This is a genomic window from Ruegeria profundi, from assembly GCF_001507545.1.
GTDB classification, from domain to species: Bacteria; Pseudomonadota; Alphaproteobacteria; order Rhodobacterales; family Rhodobacteraceae; genus Ruegeria; species Ruegeria profundi.
On sequence record NZ_LQBP01000001.1, the window covers coordinates 680,864 to 698,421 of the forward strand.

The window sequence follows — 17,558 nt, forward strand, 5'->3', positions numbered from 1 at the left end:
AAATATATGATTTAACTACATTATTTTTGAGAACTTTCTGTGGCCGGCGGGTAACTGCACGAAAATGCGGCCAAAATTCGGCAAAACGCTTAAAACCATAGTTTTCCTTTGTTTTTATTGGAAAACTGATGGCGAACCTAAACGAAAGTACTAGGCCGAACAGACAGGGGACCACAAAATGTTGATGAAAATTAGTCTTTCAGGTATGGTCGCTACAGCAGTCCAATTTTCCTACGACTGCGTGCTGCTTGTTTTTTTACGATTTCGCCACTGATTTTGTGGCGTGGTTTCATAGGGGGAAGTAATGAACAATCCGTTACAGGATAGTGTTGCCCGAATAAATGAATGTACCGAAGACTTCTCGATCAATTTCATCGGCAAGGAACTCTTCTTTTCAAACCATACCCTGCGAAGTGTTGAGTCAGAGTTCGGCGTCGCCGCTCACAGGTATGAAGACGTCTCTGAGTTAAGCGCCAGCGTTTCAGGCGGTGTGACTGGAAAGGTTGTCGTTGTCGATCAGATCATGTTGGACGATCTTCTCAGCCGACCGGAAGTCTATACCGAAGCAGCTGGCACCGGCTGCCTTGCCTTTGCATATCGTAAAGAGGACGCGGCGCGTTCGCTTTTTGAAAACTGGGATCGGCGCCAATTCGGGGATATCGGATATCTACCAATGAATGTTGCGCCGGATGTGTGGCGGTCCATTCTGCGGCTTTTGATGCATGAAGAGTTATATCTGCCAAGTTTTGTGGCCGATTGCGTGTTGAAGCCGCAGAACCACAACAAGCCTTGTCTGGTGACAGACAACCAGGCAGAGCCAAAAGAACCCAATCCGCTGTATTCACGACTGACGCGTCGGGAAAAGCAGGTGCTGCAACTGGCGTCCAAAGGACAGAGCAACAAGATCATCGCCTCTAACCTTGGCATTACCGAGCACACTGTAAAACTGCACATGCACAACGTTGCGGGCAAGATCGGTGTCAGCAACAGAACGGCCGCTGCGCAGTTCTATTTCGAGGTAACGTCAGACGAAGCGCGCGGCCAGACCGTTGACTGAGACATTGGAAACCCGATTTGACCGTCTGATCTTGCTGGTCGGCAAGCTGAACTACATGTGGACCAACACCGAAAGCCTGTTGATCCACCTGATTGCCGGCCTGAGCGGCACCAACAAGGATGTTGCTGTCATCATCTTCCTGACGCTCAACACCACGCGCGCGCGGATCGATCTGGTTGAGCGCCTTGCCAAGATGGAGGGGCGTCCGGCCGAGATTCGTGATCCGATCCTTGAACACACTCAACGGCTCAGCAAGTTGTCATCGATCCGGAACCGATACAATCACTGTATCTATTCATTCGATGCTGAAAGCGGGAATCCCAAGACGATCTTAATGCGCATAGCGGACCGAAAAACCGACATCAAACTCGGACGTTCCGACACGGTTGATGAGCAAGCCATTAAAGAAATCGAAGACATCGTGGCGCAGTTATCAGCCGCGAACCGTGATATCTGGCGCCTTATCAGTACGCTTGGTTTCCCTGTCTGATCATATCAACACCGACGCCCCCACATTGCTGGGGTCGTCGGAAATTGATGTTTTTTCCTAGAACGCTCGAAGCTTTAAAGTCTGGTTTCAAATCAACGCAGGGCAGCAACCTTCCCTCACTGCGCCCAAGATGTTATCCTCTGTGCCATAGATGAACACAAACTCGATTTTTTTGAATTGCTGCCGGTTCCTATTTCGTTAACACGGCCACCAGGATCCGACGTTTCAGACCCCGAAGTTGGCGTAAAGACGACATTTGCCAAAATAAGGTCAAGAAAATACCGCGTTTCATGCAGGTTTTCTGCTGTTATGCCGCTGTTTCGTCCCACTCGCCTACTAATCTGAGTCCGCTAGGCAGAGTAATCGCGGTTAAACAGTCATGAGACATTCCACGCTCGACAATGATCGGTTCCAAAGAAAGCTGGATCTTCAGGCGCTCAGGCAGGTGACGCTCAACGTTTTGGTCGTTGATGACGAACCAAGTATTCTTGAGCTGCTACAGTCGGCGCTGCCCGAGCTTGAAAACTGCAATGTGTCCGTCGCCGACTCGGCGGCAGCGGCACTTAAAAAGATTCAGGCCGCAGAAGCCCCTTTCGATTGTCTGCTCTTAGACATCCAGATGCCGGGTACCACCGGGATCGAATTGCTGAAGCAACTCAGAAAAACACCTGATTATATGGATACACCGGTGATCATGCTGACCGCGATGGCTGATCACAGCCACATCGAACAGGCGTTTTTAGAAGGTGCCTTTGACTACATCACCAAGCCGTTTGACTTTTTCGAACTTCGCAGTCGAATGAACGCAGCCCATGTTTTGATGATGGAGCGGATCAGGGCAAAGACTTCGACGGCGTCAATACGAAATCTTCGCGAAAAACTTGATTTCAATCAGCAGTTCAACTTCGAGGACCCGCTTTCGATAGAAGGGCTGGAGCGGTGTTTGCGCTATGTCGAATTCGACAATTACGTTGATCAGCTTTCAAGGGGGCGCCGCTTTGACACCTGGGTGACTGCGGTCAAGCTTCAAGGGGCCGAGTACCGTTTTGACATGAGTGACTTCGGCATGTTTCGGCGCGTGATTTCTGACATCGGTAAATGCATCGAAAAGACATCCAAGAAGGCAAACGCAGTATTCTCGTACCGGGGAAGTGGTACTTTCCTGGTTGTCACGCATGGACGCAATCGTACGAACCAACTGCCAACCGAAGAAGTCCTTAACCGAAAACTAAGAATGGTCCTGAGCAGCCGGCTTACCTCGTCGCATTTAAAGGTCGCGATGAGTCCGCCTGTGTCAATGCGGTCATTCTCAAAGTCAGGCGCGATCTCAGCTTTGAACCTGGCATGCGAAAAAGTAAACGGCAGAGAGAGGGCAATGACCAAAAGCGTTACAGTACAATCCCACGTTCGTCCAAAAGAAGAACCCGTGCGCGAAGAACACATGACAGCAAGACTGTATGACACAGTTCTACGAGAGCTTTACGGCGACAACACCTATCTGAACGGAAAATAGCCGATAATCAGATAAAAACATGCTTTTTAAAGACTCCGCAGGATACCCACCCACCACGTCACGGCGCTCGTTCGGCTTCAAGTACGAGCGGGCCACTGGTGCGCATGGTGAATGTCAAAACCGGTTCGGGCATTTTGGCCTCACCCAATGAAAAATGCACGCGCCGCAAGACCGACGCCATCAGAACCATGATCTCTGTCTCCGCGTATTGGGCACCAATGCAGATTCTGGGCCCATCACCGAATGGAATGTACTGGCCGCGCGGCAGAGTAGCCCCCAAAAACCGCTCTGGCCGATAGTGGTTCGGAGCCTCCCACAGTTTTTCATTCCTGTGCAGCGAATAGACAGGGAAAAACAGCGCGTCGCCCTTTTCAATCTTTACCCCCTTGATTTCGACGGCTTCCGCTGCATCCCTGGCGAAAAACGCTGCAGATGGGTAAAGGCGCAGTGTTTCCTTAACATGCGCACGCAGAAGTGGCATGGATTCAAGGTCAGAAAACTCGACCAAGCCTTCGGCGCGTACTGACCTGATTTCCCTACGAATTTTGTTCTGCACTTCGGGGTTCAGTGCTAACAGATAATATCCCCAAGCCAGTGCATTGGCCGAGGTTTCGTGCCCTGCAACAACGAAGGTCAACAGATTGTCGACTGTAGTCTCTTCGTCTTCAAAGTCGGTTTTCAATGCCTCAATCATAAAATCAAGAAAATCTCGGGGTTCGCTCCGGTTTTCAAGTCGGCGTTGCTCGATCACTTGTCGGGCAAGTTCGCGCATCGTGGTCACAGGTGCCTTGCTGGCCAGCCATTTCTTTCGCGGCATCCATTTTGGTAACCCCATCAAGTCAAACAGAGAAATATCTGAGATGTACTTGAAATACTCGATCAACCCCACACGGATTTGTTCCGAACTGACTTCTTTATTGCCTGAGAAAATCACCCGAGAGATATTCGTCAAAGTCGATGCAGGGGCAACCTGGGATACATCCACAGGGCCTTCGTTTTCCACCAGTGACTCAGCGACCTCGGATCCGGTTTCCGCAAAGTAACGGGCAAGCGTCGGCAGGTTTCTGGCTGCAAACAAAGGGGAATACCGCCGCCGCTGCTGCCGCCATTTCTCACCTTCGGAAAGGATCAAGCCGTTACCGACAGCCGATCCAATGATATCCTTGGTAAACTTGGCTTTCGGAAATGACCGCCCCTGCCCAACCAGCAATTCGGTGATCATTTCCGGGTCGCAGAAATAATGAATGTTCAACGGGCCGCGCACATAGGTCTCGCGCAGAGTTTCGGCTGGTATGACTTCGAGCATGTTTCGCCCTGCCGACCTTGCGAATTGAAGCAATGTCACCGGTTTTTCCGCAAGCCGCGCCGCAACCGGAGTGACGTCGAACTGCTTCATTTTCGTCATTCCAAACGCCGTCAAAACGCAGCTCCTTGGTGTATCTCAGCCTAACCTCGCCTCAATTTAGGTGGAAAATCGCCATATTAGCAACAAAATCATAGGCTTTTGGCTGCAATGTGGGCAGTTGCGCAACAATAATGTCACCCGCAGATCCTGCCTTAACTTAGTTAGAACTCAACAATTTGGTGATGAGCGTCTGGATTATTGCCAAACTGTGAACCCAATTCCGACCAACTGCGTCCTCATTGTTCCGCTATCGCAGTTCCAAGAGTGTCAGAAACGAAGATTTTGGAATGACGGCCATCGATCCAGGGCAGTTGGACCGGTCAACCGGCGAGCCGGAAAACCGGCTTCTGCAAAACATCAAGGACTACACTGCCATGAGCTTTGCGCTTTTGTGGCAGCGACAGGCTATTTTTCTGGCGACGACAATCCTGACCGGGTTCTTTTTCGAACCCATGAACGCATTTTTGTTCTATGGAACGATCCTGGTCTGCGAAGCACAGGACTTGATGCTTGCCAAACGTGTGCCACGCCTAAAGCCGGACCAACACAAGGCCATCGCAATGATGGTCGCTTGGATCATCCTGAATACGATCCTAAGTTCATTTGCGATCTGCGTTTATGCCATTTCAGTGGCTTTGAAACAGCCAACTGGCGGACATTTTACACCCCTGTTCTTCCTGTTCGCCGCAGCGTTGTTTGCAGCGATGAACAATCACCAGTTTGTCTGGGCAATGATTGTGCGCCTGACGATGTACGGTGTTTCGTTCATGGTGATTGTCGTAAGCGACATATGGATTGTGCGACCCGAGCTTTCCTCTGATCTTTGGTTGCAGTTTTTCACAGTCATTTTTGTCATGTACTTCCTGATCGACTGTTCCTTGGTGTTTCTCAAACTCTACCGCAGAAATCTTGAACAGCTTGAAAAACTAAAAGAAGAACATGAGAGAACAAAAGCAGCGTTTGTTGCCAAATCTCAATTCATTTCAACCGTCAGTCATGAACTGCGCACACCCCTGACCTCCATCAAGGGCTCACTTGATCTGATCAATTCCGGCGCATTGGGTGAGGTTCCTGCCCCTATGCAAAACCTTGTTCAACTGGCAAGCAAAAACAGCGAACGCCTCGCTTCACTGATCAACGACGTGCTGGACATTCAGAAAATGGAAGCCGGAGAAATGAGCTACCGCGAGGGCACGATCGACGTACACGAACTGATCCGCGAAGCAATTGCGTGTAACTTGGGATATGTCAGCGCTCATAACGTGGAAATCACCGAGGATATTCGCGGCAAGGACAAGGTCTTTATCAAGGGGGATGACTCGCGGCTGCTTCAAGTGTTGGCAAACATGATTTCCAACGCGGCCAAGTTTTCCTTTGAAGGTGGTACAGTCACCGTCGGTTGCGAAAAAATGGGGACGCATATACGAATTTTTGTAAGAGACCAAGGCGTCGGTATTCCAAAAGGCAGCCGGGAAAAGGTTTTTGACCGTTTCTCGCAGATCGACTCATCGGATGAACGGCACGCGGGTGGCACTGGGCTTGGGATGCATATCTCGAAGGAAATTGTCGAGCATTTTGGTGGCCGAATTGATTATCACAGCGTTCTTGGCAAAGGCTCGGTGTTCTATATTGAGCTGCCCATCCTGAAAAGCAGCGCAGCGGAACCTAACGAACCGGCGCGCGCCATGCAGATCGGTTAGGCGTCGCCGGCATCGTCGAGGTGTTTCGGATATCTGCCAGACCGATCACAGTTTTCGTGCGACTACATAGTGGCTTGTTAGCATTCCAGTCTTATCCCCGGCCTCAACGATGTCGAAGCCCGCGGTTTTGATTTTCTGTTCAAGAGTGTCTGGAGTAATGAAGGACACAAACGGAGCCTTCCCAATGGCCTGCATCACCGGAATCGCGACCTTGCTAATCAGGGCGTATTTCCAGCCACCATGTGCAGGGGCGCACACGGTTTTCGAGATGAAAAGACCGCCAGGTTTAATCAGCGCGGCTATGGATGCAAGGGCGCGGTCAAGCTCGGGCAGAAGATGCAGCAAGTTATGCGCCAGCACGGCATCGTATGGTGCTTCGGCACTTGAATGATCACGAAGCTCGGCCACTTTGAACGTGACATTTTTCAAGCCTTCGCTTGCCAGCTTTTCGTTAGCAATCTCGATCATTCCCGGCGCAATGTCAGTGGCGGTGATGTGCGCAACATCTGGTGCGATCAGCAGGGCCGTCGATCCGGTGCCGCATCCGATTTCCAACACGTTGTCTTTTGGTTCCAAATAGGATTTCGTACGTTCAAGCGTCTTGAGATACCCATCCATGTCCCGGATCGGGCTGGACGCATATTTACGAGAAATTTTGCTCCAGAATGCGGCGTCTTTGGGTAAGGCTCCCATTGTCAAACTCACTTATTCAAAATGCGGTGTGGGCGCGTCATACGCTGCCATGTGATTTAATGGAATTGCGTCTGTTTGCAGTAGTGATATGCATAAATGCATGAATTGGGGGGCGATCAACTTTGACTGGAACCAGGTGCGTTCGTTTTTGGCAACCGCCGAAAAGGGATCTTTTTCTGCGGCCGCGCGTGTGCTTGAGCAATCCCAGCCAACCGTTGGTCGTCAGGTTGCTGCGTTGGAGCACTCGCTCGGCGTGACATTATTCGAACGTGTCGGCAAGTCGCTGAATCTTACCAGCGCTGGCGAGGAATTGCTGGTTCATGTTCGGGAAATGGCCGATGTCGCAAATCGGATTTCGATAACTGCGACAAGCCAGTCTAACACCATTGAGGGACAAGTCAGGATAACGGCATCTGACGTTATGTCCGTCTACCAACTGCCGCCCATCATCAAGCAAATACGCGAAATGGCCCCGCGCCTGGAAATTGATGTCGTTGCGGCCAACGACCTACGTGACATCCAACGCCGCGAAGCGGACATCGCCATCCGACATGTTCGCCCGACCCAACCGGACTTGATCGCAAAGCTGGTGGCCGAGGCAAACGCGCATTTCTATGCCGCCTCTTCTTACCTTGATCAGGTCGGGCGTCCGAAAACCGAAGAAGACCTCGCCAAGCTCGATTTTGTTGGTTTTGGGGATGTGACAACGATGATTGGCCTTCTCAACTCCGCCGGTATTCCTGTCACTGCGCAGAACTTTCGAACAGGGTCGAAAACCGGGATCGTTGCTTGGGAACTGGTGCGCCACGGCCTGGGCATAAGCGTGATGGCGGACGATGTCGCCGCAATGACACCCGGTGTTGAAAGGGTGCTTCCAAGTCGTGAGCCGTTTAAATTTCCGATCTGGCTGACAACGCATTCTGAACTGCATACCGCACGGCGGATAAGATTGGTTTTCGACCACCTAGCCAAGCAATTGCGCAACTACGCATGATCGCCCGACGATGGGCGCGGATACCCAAACTGACCTGCGTTCGTCACGAACGGCTTCTGTCGCTGACCAGAGGCTGCGCCGTCCGTTGAAAACGGTCGGAGCCAACGGAAAATCAGTGAAAGCGGCAGTTTTCAGATCACGTCGAAGTCCGTCAGGTCAGTTCGTAAAGACATCAAGCTCACCAATGTTTTTCGCCCGAACGCGGAATTGGCTGCTAAACCGTTGCCTCTGGAACTCGCTTAACTCATCCCAAAACTCCCGGCTGAGTCTTATCCCGCCCAAAACGCCATTCCCTTGCACGATGTCATCAGAGTGAGCTTGCTCCAACCTTGCCGCCTTGTTGACTTCGGGACCAATCATCGTGAATTGGTGGCGGGTTGCCGAGCCGAAATCCCCGCTGACCACCAATCCCAGATGCAACCCGATCCGCAATGACAAGGGCTCGTTCCCAATTCTAATTTTTTCAACATTTCGGGCCGCCTGCTCTGCTGCGTTGAGAGCTTCGGCGCAAATTGCTGTGGCACTGTTACTTTTGTCTTTCATGACCCAAAACGCCATCAACCCGTCACCGATAAACTTGTCTATGTGACCGCCAGCATCCAGAACCGGTGTCGTTTGTGCGTTGAAGAAACGTTGGACGACATCCGCAACCCGTTCCGGCGCTGTCTTCAACGTGAATCTGCTGAAATTTACCACATCCGAAAACCAGATGACCGCACGTTCAACAACGTAGTCGGCCTGATGTGCGCTGCCTGACTGCATTCGGCGGCTCAGGGCGTACTGGTTTGTATAGGCATGAAGAATGCGTGTGTCGTCTGCCAGTTGACGACCCAGAGAAGCCGTCTTTCTGGTGGCGTTCCGCAGCTTGATCGAGATGATCTTTGCGATGTTTCGCCAAATAACACCCGCTTCGGGATGTTCCTCGATTTTCGATTTGTCGATGATCAACACTTCGACGTTGCTTTCGTCGGCGACCAATTCATAGACGCGGCGATATCCGTTCCCTGCCAAATGCTGCTCGCCGATCACTTCATTTCGGTGCCTGACGAACAACGTCTGGTGGTTCAGCCTTACGGCAACCGAACCGGTTACGATAATCCAAAGGCATTCGGCCGGATCACCGGGCTGGCAGATACTTTCACCTTCGGCATACCTGTATGGCCGCGGTTCCAGCGCCAGCGGGTCTTTGACATCGTCCACCAAACCGCAAAGAAACAGAGCTTCCTCATGATCTGCGTTGAGTTTCTTGATCCGGGTAATCGACGACTTGGCAGCCATTTCTTACACTCCTCAACCGCTCTGCAGCTCATGAACTGCTCGGAAACAAAAGCGCGTCACCAACATGGGTTCAGCGGATTACATGAACCGAGCACTTCGCATGATGAACGACCCTGTTTGCGGTGGTACCCAGGAATATGTCTTCGAAACCGGGTTTGTGCGACGCCAGGATAATGCAGTCGATGTCGTTTTCATTAGCAAAATCGACAATCGCCCTACCCGCATGCCCGGATATGAGATACGCCTTCGCACCGGGAAGCTCCTTGGCGTTTTGATTCAACTGCTCCTGAATCTCATGCCGCGTGCGCGCAAGAACGTCATTCGGAATCTGAGATGCCGCGTAAGCTGGGATCGGTTCTTGGACATGCACGACGGAAAAAACCGCGTCTGTATCAGCAAGCAGGCGCGCTGCTTGAAATGACGCCTGCGTGTCGTGGGCCTTGTCCAAAACAACCGGGACCAGGATATTTTTGTACATTTGAATAATTCCTTCCTGCTGCCGATGACTTCAGCCTGACTGGTGTGACAACAAAAGCCCTACACCGGTTCAGACTTTGAAGATTTACCGACTTTCTTTGCCGCCGTAGTAACGTCATCAACCGTTTTCTCGACTGCCTCCGCCTCGGTTTCGGCAACATAGGCGGCACAGCGGGTCACGGTTTCGAACCATTCCTGGGCATCCGCAACCAACCGTTCGGCTGAATTGCGCTGCCAATCCGCCATACTCTGCAAGGCTTTCGACGGGTCAGACGGGTTCGCGGATGACGCCGTGCGCGCTGCTTGCAGCGCAGAGCGAACGGCTTCGTGACGTCGTTCAAACCAGTGCTTGGCAAAAACCTCGGTCTCTTCAAGCATTTTTTCCTGCGCGTCCCAAAACTGTTCTATCTGCGCGCTGAACGCAGAACTGCCCAACGAGGGCGGCTGCATTTGCTTGAACACGTCGACAAGATTGGTCGGGTAACTTGTGCTGGGCTTCTTGTTTGACATCGTAAGTTACTCCTTATCCATTGAAAAAAAATTTTATCATACGCTACCTTGTTGCGCCTTGTCTCAGATCAGCGACCATTGTTATTTGCGTGCCTCGAAAGGACACGGGACGGGTCGGCTATCTTCATTTTCAAAAACTCCCCGCAGATGCGCGATTTTTGCTCCCACAATACGATGCACTACGACCTTTGCTTCACCATCCGTTAGCTCCGGAGAGTTTTGCACCGGTCGATCAAAAGATCGCCGTCACCCCAACATTGCTGTCAAACATCAAGGCTGGAAAAAGCGAACGTATCTAAAAATGAGCCTTGCAGACGCTGCAAGCATCTTGATTGACATAGATCAAAGCGATTAAAACATTCACATAGTGATATACGATTGTTTTAAAGTGATCTACGTTCGCTCAGCTATCCCCAAGCAAAAACAACGGCGAACGGAATTGCAAAAGCGTGGACGTTCCACCGTGGGGCTCGGCAGGAGTGGGTCCGGGCCCCTTTTTCTTTACCAGCATGCTAATGGCTCATGCGTTAAGGCAAAAATGGCGCGGCGCGGCATTGTTCGGTGTCTTGAGCAACGAAAAGAAAAACGATTGCCAGCAAATTATCCTTATCAGACCGAGCAGCAACCGAAGATTACGTCTTATGAGCACGAGTGAAGCAACGGAACAAAAGCTAAAAAGGGCGCTTACGACTCCGATGCTTACGCTCTACGGGCTTGGGGTAACGGTTGGAGCGGGAATTTACGTGCTTGTTGGTGCAACGGCGCAAATAGCAGGGCCCTATGCTGCGTTTTCGTTTGTTGTTGCTGCGCTTGTGGTGTCACTTACCGCGCTGTCCTATGCGGAACTGGCAACGCGCTATCCCGTCAGCGCAGGTGAGGCCGCCTATGTCGCTGCCGGTTTTCAAAGGGACTGGATGGCGGTGGTTGTGGGCCTTGCGGTCGCGGCATCAGGAGTGATTTCCGCCTCTGCCATCGCGATTGGCGCCGCATCATACCTGCACGCGTTGACGGGTTTTGGAACACCCCTTCTGACCATGGGCGTTGTTCTGATTATGGGACTGATCGCGCTATGGGGCATCACTGAATCCGTGTTCATTGCAGCCGTCATTACGGTCATCGAAATAGCCGGGCTTCTTTTTGTGATTGGTTGGGGCGTGTCGGTACACGACCCTCAGGGATATGCAGTCACCTCGATGATCCCACCGTTGGAGTCCGGCGCATGGAAAAGCATATTCGCAGCCTCGCTTCTGGCATTTTTTGCGTTCGTCGGCTTTGAAGATATGGCAAATGTCGCCGAAGAGGTAAAAGAGCCTACCCGCACAATTCCCAAAGCGATCTTGCTCACGCTTGCTCTGGCCACGGTACTGTATCTCGGCACGTCAATCACCGTTTTGAACGTCGTGCCTATTGATGTACTCGCAAACTCTGCGGCCCCTCTTGCATTGGTGTTCTCAGAGGCTCCCGAGACCATCAAAAAAGGCTTTTCCGCAGTCGCAATCGTGGCAACGGTCAATGGTGTCCTGATCCAAATGATAATGGCGTCTCGGGTGATCTATGGGCTTGCAGACCGGGGCCATCTGCCGAAAGTCTTGGCAATTGTACCCAAAGCGACCCGCACGCCCATCGTTGCGACGCTGTTGGTTGTCGCAACGATACTGCTACTGACCCAAACCCTTCCAATCGGGCTTTTGGCAGAACGAACGTCGCAGATCGTTCTGGGCGTGTTTGTTTTGGTCAACCTTTCGCTGATCCTGTTGAAAAGGGCTCCAGCCAAAGCCGAACAACACTTTGATGTGCCTCTTATTGTGCCCGTACTGGGTGTTTTGACCAGTTCACTGCTTTTCGCGGCCGGATTTCTCTGAGTAAATGCAACAGACTGCGACTTTAACCAAGCGACTTTAAAGCATATGAACACCGACCATTCTTCGATAGGCACGCAGGTTTCAGCCTGGTGGCACCGGACCTTTGTTGATCTGGCGCAGCAATTGCGGTGGTCTTACCTGCCGCCGTTGATGGTCTACTTTGCTGCAGGCGTTTCTGGCCTGACATCAGTCGTCGGTGCGTTTTTTCTGAAAGACTATCTAGATTTATCCGCGTCGTTTGTTGCCGGGCTGGCGTTTTGGGCCGGACTTCCGTGGATTCTAAAAATGCCACTGGGGCATGTGGTCGATCTGTTCTGGCGCTGGAAGTCCTTGTTGATCTTGCTGGGCGCGTCACTGATCACATTGTCGCTCGTTATAATGTACGGGCTTGTGACCGCGCCAGCGCTTATGTCAGGCACGATGCCATTGGAAGATTGGTATGTGGTCGCCCTGCTGCTGGCCCCCTCCGGCTATGCAATCCAGGATGTTGTCGCCGACGCCATGACGGTCGAAGCGGTTCCAAAGGTCGACCAGGATGGCCGCCCTTTTACACCTGAGGAAAGCCGTGCGCAGCACACCACCATGCAGACCTTGGGCAGAGTCGCGATAATCTCGGGGTTTGCCGCAGTTGCAGCGGTGAATATATGGATTTTCTCTGGTGCGGATGAGCTGCAAAATTCGGATCGGCTTGAGCTATATGGCCAAGTCTATCTGATCGCCCTGATTATCCCGCTGCTGTCTGTCAGCGGCGTAGTACTCCACACGTTGATCCAGCGTCAGCGCCGCCTCCGGGGTCACCCAGCACACGGCCCAGAAGACGTAACCGAGGTGAAGTGGTCCATACTGTTGGGTGGCCTCGCGTTTGTTGCACTCAGCATAACGTTGGGAACAGCGGAATTCGCATTTGCGCAAGAGACTATTTTTGTGGTGTCCCTAGCGGTCATCCTCTACCTCATGTCGCGCCTGCTAAAAGAGCTGGAGCCAGCACAGGCGAAAGCCCTGATTGGGACGGCAACAATCATTTTCGTGTTCCGCGCCGTCCCCCTGCCCGGCCCCGGACTGACCTGGTTTGAAATTGACGAGTTAGGTTTTGATGAACAGTTCCTCGCAATCCTGGCCCTTTTGACATCCCTGCTTGCGTTGCTTGGCCTATTCATCCTGAGGCCCTTCATGGCCAATCGTTCCATTGCCCATGTTGTTGTGGTCCTTACGATCGCTGCGGGTATCCTCGCCCTGCCCAACCTCGCGCTGTACTACGGCGTGCATGAATGGACGGCAGCCCGCACAGGCGGGATTGTCGATGCAAGATTCATCGCCATTCTTGATACGGCCGTGGAATCCCCGCTCGGGCAGATTGCGATGGTCCCAATGCTGGCGTGGATCGCGCGCAACGCCCCAACGCAGTTGAAAGCGACTTTCTTTGCCGTCATGGCATCGTTTACCAACATGGCCCTGTCGGCCAGTAGCCTCGGCACAAAATATCTGAACGAAATATTCGTGGTCACGCGTGAGGTGACAAACCCGGAAACCGGTGTCGTAACCTCAACCGCTGATTACAGTGAATTGGGCTACCTGTTGATCACAGTTGCCTTGATCTCTGTGATTGTACCGTTGGTCATGGTTTTGCTTGTCCAAAATTCTCGTTTCCATACGAGCGATTGACTACTGACCCTCCACCTCACCCAGCAGAGCAACGAGACCCGACACTGGTACACCGATATTCGAGCCGCCAAATTCCGGCAGAATCGCAGCATTGATTGCCACGACCTCACCCCTTCGGTTCAGAGCCGGCCCCCCACTGCCGCCAGTTGTGGTTTCGGCATCATAGACAACGGAACCCGGACTTGTTCGCGCAACGATCCCGCGGCTGGCAAGTGGTTGGATCTTGCCTTCGAAGGAAAGCCGGGATGCGATCGACCAGAAGTTTAGTGTTCCTTCCTTCTCAAGCGTTTGTAGGAATCCCGGCCCTGCTTGTGCGATCAAGGCTTTCAAACCCGTTGGATAGCCCAGCAAGTAAACCTCTTCACCCGCACGCGGCGCGGCATCCGACAACGGCAATCCCAGCCCCTGAACACGGTTGGCATCCACTGACAAAAGGGCCAAATCAGCCGTTTCACTATACCTAACCAATGTCGCCTCTATCGGCTCGGCTTCACCCGGCAGGTAGGCCAGTAAATTCAACATCTCCGCCTCAAGACCCGCAGCCTTAAGGGCTTTTTCGCGATCCGCCGAGGTCCAGGGCAAAGCGACATGTCGGTTTGTGACTATCAACGGTATACCCTCAAGCAGAAAACCGGTGCCCGTGAACTGGAACTCAGCAGGTTCTCCGGTTCCATCCGGTTCGATCCACGGTTGCCCGAACGGAGTTTGCAGCTTTTCTCCGTTCGGGCCCAAGACGTGCCGCAAAAGCTTCCCACTCTCGATATGGCGCAATCCGTAAGCCCCTTGAATGAAAGCAACGGACCGCGTCGAGGCAGTAATCACCCGGGTTGGTGCGCCCGCGCGTTGTTCCAGCGTCCCAAGCCGCTGTTCGGTCGAGATGATCTGATTTTCAAACGCGTTTCTCAGCGCATTCAGGTCTTCCGGTGTCAGCGCGTCCTCTCGGGTCTGCGCAAGCATGACGGCAACGGCTTCGATCTTGCGAGACTCCTCGTCGATACTTTCCGCCAACCTCTGGTCGTTCTGGTACAGCAAGTACACAAGGCCCGCGATCAGAAACAAAGCAGCAAGTACCGTGATCCGGAAAAGGATAGTGGTTTGCGATGCAAGGCGACGCCCACTGTCGCGCAGCGCACCGGACATCCGTTTGGCAAAAGGTCGTCTGCTGGACCTGGCGTATGCGTAGGCGTCACTCAGAATATCTTCGACGGTATGATGCGTGGGAAACAAGTGGTTGCATATTCTGTACCGGGTCATCGGACCTTTTTCGCCAAACTCGATCATGTCGCCATGTCCAAGGCGTTCTGACGAAACCAATCGCCCGTTGACCCATATCTTGTTGCCAGAGAACGCGGTAATCGAATAGCCATCGCCGGCCCATTGCAGCGCGGCAACATCGTTGTCATGGGGCGGGTTGTCATCTTTCAGCCGCAGGCTCAGCGCTCTGTTCTCACTAACCGAAACAGTCAGCGCATTGTCGACAAGCCAGATCACGTTTCCCCGTGACGGCCCGGTTAAACTTTCCAAAAAGGCGCGTACGTCACCGCCTTTGACGTCCTGTGGTGGTCTTATTCCATTTGCGTCCGGTTTGCGCATTCAAGTCCCCTGTCAAAGGCTACACTTGCACTTTATCACGCATTCAGGGTGTCTCGAATGCTCTGGTCGCAGCCTTTCAAATCCGGCTTGGGACAGCGCGACAGATGTCGCCCAATCGAAAGAAGGCCGCCCAATGGCCAGCCTTCTCTATGATCAAATGCCAGAGAATGAACACTACTTAGAAGAAACCTTGATCTTTCGACTTGGGTCCCGTGGTTCGGTTTTCGGCATGTTTATGTGCAGAACACCCTTGTCGAACGTCGCTGAAATCCCCTCGATGTCGACGTTATCCGGCAGTGTCATGGCACGCGAGAAACTGCCATAACTTCTCTCGCTCACACGCAGGTCGCCCGTTTCGTCATGCGCGATGTTCTTCTGACCGCGTAGTGTTAGTCGACGGTCCTTGATTTCGATTTCAACGTCATCTTCTGTGAGGCCCGGCAATTCGGCCGTCAGAATAATAGCGGTATCCATTTCCTGAACATCAATCGCAGGAGAAATCGCGCCCGTCATGTCCAGAGACGGAAACCCTGAGCGCTGCGCAGCTGTTTCAAGCGGCAGGAAAGGTGACCCGCCACCGAAGAACCGCGACATCATGGATTCCATTTCTCGCCGGAAATTGTCCGAGAGAGGATGCGTACCAGTAAAAAGTTGCGGGGTCTTTTTGTCTTCCAGCATTATCAAACCTCCTTCTTTGGTGCGACTTCACAGAGGCGATATTATGACTGAAGAAAAAGCCGTAGACCTTGATCTTGCTCAAGCCCACGCAGCAGGTTTTTTGATTACCTCGACCGCAGAGCGTGCCGGAAATTTTGTGGATAATGACTGACCGACAAATAAAAATAAAAGGCCGACCAAAGAGGCCTTGATGAACGACCGCAAGCTTCCTGGCTTAGCTAACTCAAAAGCAGGAACTGCCTAGTTTCAGCATATTGGAGCATATTTGATGAAATGGCCGTATCTGGTGCTGGTCTACATGGCGCTGATCCTGGCGCCGCTGGGGTTGTCTTGGTCCCTTGATTGGCCGCCGCGATCTTTTCATCAAGAACTTGCATCCGCGCTTGGAATGCTTGCGTTTTCGATAATCTTGATGGAGTTCCTGCTATCCGGACGCTTTAGATTTATCTCTTCCGGTGTTGGTATGGACGTGACAATGCGGGTGCATCAGGTGATGGCGCGCACGGCGCTCGCGTTTGCGCTGTTACATCCGCTGCTGTATCAGGGCACACCCTCTGGCGGTCAACGCCCTTGGGACGTATCTTCCCAACTGACGATTACGACTGACTTTTTTGCGCTGGCTTCGGGGATCGGTGCCTATCTTTTGCTGTTCATTCTCGTCATCTCGGCGATCGCGCGGAAGACACTTGATTACAAGTACGAAACCTGGCGTCTCTTGCATGGTATCGGGGCCTTGTTCCTCGCTTGTCTTTTGCTGCATCACACGGTTTATGCCGGTCGCTACGGCGGGCATCCGGCAGTGGCGTATCTATGGATCGCGATGACTGGTATTGCTGTGGGCACTTTGCTGTATGTCTATGTCGCCCATCCTTTGCTTCAAATGCGAAGGCCGTGGCGCGTGGTTTCGATCAATCGGCTGACGCCAAGGCAATGGGAATTAAAGGTCCGACCAGATGGTCACAATGGTTTAACCTTCGCTGCGGGCCAGTTCGCGTGGCTGAATGTCGGTCACAGCGCGTTTTCTCTGCACGAACATCCCTTTTCGATCAGTTCCGCCCCTGTGGACAGCCCTACCATTTCTTTCGTGATAAAAGAGCTTGGCGATTTCACCCAAACGCTGGGACAGATTAAGCCGGGTACCTTAGCATATCTTGATGGGCCGCACGGGAATCTCTGTGTGGATGATCGCCCTGAACGCGGCATTGTTCTTGTGGCAGGTGGCGTGGGCATCGCACCGTTGCTGAGCATATTGCGCCAAGTCCGTTCGAACGCAGATCAACGCGACGTCAAATTGATTTACGGAAATCGTCTGGAAGAGCAGATTGTTTATCGGCAAGAACTGTCCAAGGAAGACACGGTTTTTGTTTTATCTGAACCGCCAGACAACTGGTGCGGGGAAACAGGCTGGATTGACGGCCCGCTTCTGGATCGCACGTTGTCTTCCGAACAGTTTGACAACTGGCTGTTCGTGCTCTGCGGGCCGACTGCCATGATGGATGTTGTCGAAGATCACCTTATTGCCAGAGGCACTTCATCACAGCGGATTCTGTCTGAGAGGTTTGACTATGATTGATCCGCTAAGAAATCTACCGGTACGTCGCAAGGTTGAGCTGTCAGTTTGGGTTGTAAATATCGTGGTTTGCGCC

15 protein-coding genes are annotated in these 17,558 nt (G+C 52.5%); 8 read left to right on the forward strand and 7 right to left on the reverse strand.

The genetic code is table 11. The features are described 5' to 3' along the window. The first annotated feature begins 304 nt into the window (after window positions 1-304). The 3 genes from AVO44_RS03330 (at window position 305) to AVO44_RS03340 (ending at window position 3,060) form a co-directional block, all read left to right on the forward strand. The gene (locus tag AVO44_RS03330; protein WP_068332430.1) at window positions 305-1,057 is read left to right on the forward strand and encodes a helix-turn-helix transcriptional regulator; all 753 of its coding nucleotides are present in this window, start codon (window positions 305-307) and stop codon (window positions 1,055-1,057) included. Further along, window positions 1,050-1,547 carry a hypothetical protein gene (locus AVO44_RS03335; protein ID WP_068332433.1) on the forward strand — a complete coding sequence of 166 codons (498 nt, stop codon included), beginning with the start codon at window positions 1,050-1,052 and terminating at the stop codon, window positions 1,545-1,547. The genes AVO44_RS03330 and AVO44_RS03335 overlap by 8 nt, the downstream gene beginning before the upstream one ends. A gap of 379 nt (window positions 1,548-1,926) precedes the next feature. Then, entirely contained in the window at window positions 1,927-3,060 is a 1,134-nt protein-coding gene (locus AVO44_RS03340; protein ID WP_068332436.1) for a response regulator, read from the forward strand. A gap of 58 nt (window positions 3,061-3,118) precedes the next feature. Here AVO44_RS03340 and AVO44_RS03345 read toward each other — a convergent pair whose 3' ends face one another. Beyond that, the gene (locus AVO44_RS03345) at window positions 3,119-4,465 is read right to left on the reverse strand and encodes a cytochrome P450 (protein WP_068332438.1); all 1,347 of its coding nucleotides are present in this window, start codon (window positions 4,463-4,465) and stop codon (window positions 3,119-3,121) included. A 287-nt stretch (window positions 4,466-4,752) separates the two neighbouring features. Here AVO44_RS03345 and AVO44_RS03350 point away from each other — a divergent pair, with 287 nt between their 5' ends. Then, window positions 4,753-6,165 (forward strand): sensor histidine kinase, encoded by a 1,413-nt coding sequence (locus AVO44_RS03350; RefSeq protein WP_068332440.1) that lies wholly within the window; start codon window positions 4,753-4,755, stop codon window positions 6,163-6,165. Window positions 6,166-6,210: 45 nt separating this feature from the next. Here AVO44_RS03350 and AVO44_RS03355 read toward each other — a convergent pair whose 3' ends face one another. Next, window positions 6,211-6,870: a class I SAM-dependent methyltransferase gene (locus AVO44_RS03355; RefSeq protein ID WP_233421904.1), complete on the reverse strand. Its 660-nt coding sequence runs from the start codon at window positions 6,868-6,870 to the stop codon at window positions 6,211-6,213. 88 nt (window positions 6,871-6,958) lie between these two features. Here AVO44_RS03355 and AVO44_RS03360 point away from each other — a divergent pair, with 88 nt between their 5' ends. Further along, window positions 6,959-7,852, forward strand: coding sequence for a LysR family transcriptional regulator (locus AVO44_RS03360; protein WP_068332445.1), 894 nt, complete (start codon window positions 6,959-6,961; stop codon window positions 7,850-7,852). Window positions 7,853-8,008: 156 nt separating this feature from the next. Here AVO44_RS03360 and AVO44_RS03365 read toward each other — a convergent pair whose 3' ends face one another. The 3 genes from AVO44_RS03365 to AVO44_RS03375 all read right to left on the reverse strand — a co-directional run bounded on the left by AVO44_RS03365 (window position 8,009) and on the right by AVO44_RS03375 (window position 10,117). Next, window positions 8,009-9,130, reverse strand: coding sequence for an adenylate/guanylate cyclase domain-containing protein (locus tag AVO44_RS03365; protein ID WP_068332447.1), 1,122 nt, complete (start codon window positions 9,128-9,130; stop codon window positions 8,009-8,011). A gap of 70 nt (window positions 9,131-9,200) precedes the next feature. Beyond that, window positions 9,201-9,608, reverse strand: a complete 408-nt coding sequence (locus AVO44_RS03370) for a universal stress protein (RefSeq protein ID WP_068332449.1) — start codon at window positions 9,606-9,608, stop codon at window positions 9,201-9,203. 59 nt (window positions 9,609-9,667) lie between these two features. Continuing rightward, entirely contained in the window at window positions 9,668-10,117 is a 450-nt protein-coding gene (locus AVO44_RS03375) for a phasin family protein (RefSeq protein WP_068332455.1), read from the reverse strand. 641 nt (window positions 10,118-10,758) lie between these two features. On the opposite strand from AVO44_RS03375, the gene AVO44_RS03380 reads away from it, so the two are divergent. Continuing rightward, window positions 10,759-11,979, forward strand: coding sequence for an APC family permease (locus tag AVO44_RS03380; protein WP_068332458.1), 1,221 nt, complete (start codon window positions 10,759-10,761; stop codon window positions 11,977-11,979). Between the two features lie 45 nt (window positions 11,980-12,024). Continuing rightward, a complete protein-coding gene (locus tag AVO44_RS03385; protein ID WP_068332467.1) occupies window positions 12,025-13,641 on the forward strand; it encodes an MFS transporter in 1,617 nt (538 codons plus the stop codon). Here the strand turns inward: AVO44_RS03385 and AVO44_RS03390 are convergent, their stop codons facing one another. Together AVO44_RS03390 and AVO44_RS03395 are read right to left on the reverse strand one after the other, a co-directional pair. After that, on the reverse strand, window positions 13,642-15,234 hold the full coding sequence (locus AVO44_RS03390; RefSeq protein WP_068332470.1) for a trypsin-like peptidase domain-containing protein: 1,593 nt from the start codon (window positions 15,232-15,234) through the stop codon (window positions 13,642-13,644). A 174-nt stretch (window positions 15,235-15,408) separates the two neighbouring features. Then, window positions 15,409-15,912, reverse strand: a complete 504-nt coding sequence (locus tag AVO44_RS03395; RefSeq protein WP_068332473.1) for an Hsp20/alpha crystallin family protein — start codon at window positions 15,910-15,912, stop codon at window positions 15,409-15,411. A gap of 268 nt (window positions 15,913-16,180) precedes the next feature. Between AVO44_RS03395 and AVO44_RS03400 the strand changes: the two genes are divergently transcribed. After that, on the forward strand, window positions 16,181-17,485 hold the full coding sequence (locus tag AVO44_RS03400; protein WP_068332474.1) for a ferredoxin reductase family protein: 1,305 nt from the start codon (window positions 16,181-16,183) through the stop codon (window positions 17,483-17,485). Window positions 17,486-17,558: the final 73 nt, after the last annotated feature.

Bases quoted from the DNA above. Each gene is read 5' to 3' on its own strand.
- AVO44_RS03385 (WP_068332467.1), top strand. From the start codon at position 12,025: ATGAACACCGACCATTCTTCGATAGGCACGCAGGTTTCAGCCTGGTGG.
- AVO44_RS03370 (WP_068332449.1), bottom strand. From the start codon at position 9,608: ATGTACAAAAATATCCTGGTCCCGGTTGTTTTGGACAAGGCCCACGAC.
- AVO44_RS03390 (WP_068332470.1), bottom strand. From the start codon at position 15,234: ATGCGCAAACCGGACGCAAATGGAATAAGACCACCACAGGACGTCAAA.
- AVO44_RS03395 (WP_068332473.1), bottom strand. From the start codon at position 15,912: ATGCTGGAAGACAAAAAGACCCCGCAACTTTTTACTGGTACGCATCCT.
- AVO44_RS03360 (WP_068332445.1), top strand. From the start codon at position 6,959: ATGAATTGGGGGGCGATCAACTTTGACTGGAACCAGGTGCGTTCGTTT.
- AVO44_RS03365 (WP_068332447.1), bottom strand. From the start codon at position 9,130: ATGGCTGCCAAGTCGTCGATTACCCGGATCAAGAAACTCAACGCAGAT.
- AVO44_RS03340 (WP_068332436.1), top strand. From the start codon at position 1,927: ATGAGACATTCCACGCTCGACAATGATCGGTTCCAAAGAAAGCTGGAT.
- AVO44_RS03375 (WP_068332455.1), bottom strand. From the start codon at position 10,117: ATGTCAAACAAGAAGCCCAGCACAAGTTACCCGACCAATCTTGTCGAC.
- AVO44_RS03400 (WP_068332474.1), top strand. From the start codon at position 16,181: ATGAAATGGCCGTATCTGGTGCTGGTCTACATGGCGCTGATCCTGGCG.
- AVO44_RS03345 (WP_068332438.1), bottom strand. From the start codon at position 4,465: ATGACGAAAATGAAGCAGTTCGACGTCACTCCGGTTGCGGCGCGGCTT.
- AVO44_RS03380 (WP_068332458.1), top strand. From the start codon at position 10,759: ATGAGCACGAGTGAAGCAACGGAACAAAAGCTAAAAAGGGCGCTTACG.
- AVO44_RS03330 (WP_068332430.1), top strand. From the start codon at position 305: ATGAACAATCCGTTACAGGATAGTGTTGCCCGAATAAATGAATGTACC.
- AVO44_RS03350 (WP_068332440.1), top strand. From the start codon at position 4,753: ATGACGGCCATCGATCCAGGGCAGTTGGACCGGTCAACCGGCGAGCCG.